Genomic DNA, 1,051 nt, shown 5'->3' with positions numbered 1-1,051 from the left:
TAGAGCGTGTTGCGTTTGACGTGATTCAGGATTCCCATTTTGGTTTGGGGATGATTCATTGTGGTTCGAAGGAGAACCGCTATGGGCAAGCCGCTACCGATGGCGTTGCGTGAACGTGTTGCTGCGTTTGTCGATGAAGGTCACGGACATCGGGAGGCGGCGCGTCGGTTTCGTGTGTCTCCGCGTTTCGTGAACGAACTGATGAAGCTTCGTCGCGAGACTGGTTCGCTGGCGCCGCGCCGTCAGGGCCATGCGCCGGGCTGGGGCAAGCTTGCGCCGCATGCCCTCTTTGTGCGCGAGCGGATGGCGACGTCGGGAGAAGCGACACTGGACGAACTGTGTGTCGAACTTGAGGGACGCGGGGTGGTGGTTCACCGCTCCAGCGTAGGCCGCCTGCTGCACCGCCTCGGGCTCAGCCACAAAAAAAACGCTGCAGGCCAGCGAGCAGGAGCGTCCCGACATCCGTGAGGCGCGCGCGATGTGGATCAGGCGGCGAAGGCGCTTCTTCGCCAAAGCCTTGCCTCGCCTGGTCTTCATTGATGAGACGTCGACCAACACCAAGCTGACCAAGCGCTCCGGCTGGTCGCCGAAGGGAGAGCGATACAGGACGCATGCTCCGTTCGGCAAATGGCATACGCAGACCTTTATCGCCGGCCTGCGCTGTCACGGCATGGTCGCGCCGTGGATCGTCGATGCGCCGATGAATGCCCGACGCTTCGAGACCTGGATCGAAACGCAGCTGGCTCCAGAGCTTCAGCCCGGCGATGTCGTCATCCTCGACAATGTCGGCTTCCACAAGAGCGAGCGTGCCGCCGAACTGGTGCGCGAGCGCGGTGCCTGGTTGCTCTTCCTACCGCCATACTCGCCCGACCTGAACCCGATCGAGATGGCGTTCTCGAAGCTCAAGGCGTTGCTGCGAAAGAGGGCCGCGCGAACGTTTGACGCCCTATGCCATGCAATCGGCGATATCTGTGACCTCTTCGACCCAACACAATGCCGAAACTTCTTCAAGGCTGCCGGATATGAGACCGATTAAGTGCGACACGCTCTA

2 protein-coding genes are annotated in these 1,051 nt (G+C 61.2%); both read left to right on the top strand.

Translation table 11 applies throughout. The features are described 5' to 3' along the window. The first annotated feature begins 81 nt into the window (after positions 1-81). The gene (locus GGR00_RS28480) at positions 82-468 is read left to right on the top strand and encodes a transposase (RefSeq protein ID WP_246441747.1); all 387 of its coding nucleotides are present in this window, start codon (positions 82-84) and stop codon (positions 466-468) included. Positions 469-478: 10 nt separating this feature from the next. Then, positions 479-1,036 (top strand): IS630 family transposase, encoded by a 558-nt coding sequence (locus GGR00_RS28475; RefSeq protein WP_246441744.1) that lies wholly within the window; start codon positions 479-481, stop codon positions 1,034-1,036. Positions 1,037-1,051 lie beyond the last annotated feature (15 nt).

Source organism: Aminobacter aganoensis (assembly GCF_014206975.1).
Taxonomy (GTDB): domain Bacteria; phylum Pseudomonadota; class Alphaproteobacteria; order Rhizobiales; family Rhizobiaceae; genus Aminobacter; species Aminobacter aganoensis.
The sequence above is the reverse complement of the archived record's forward strand: the minus strand, read 5'-3'. Positions and strand labels throughout refer to the sequence as shown.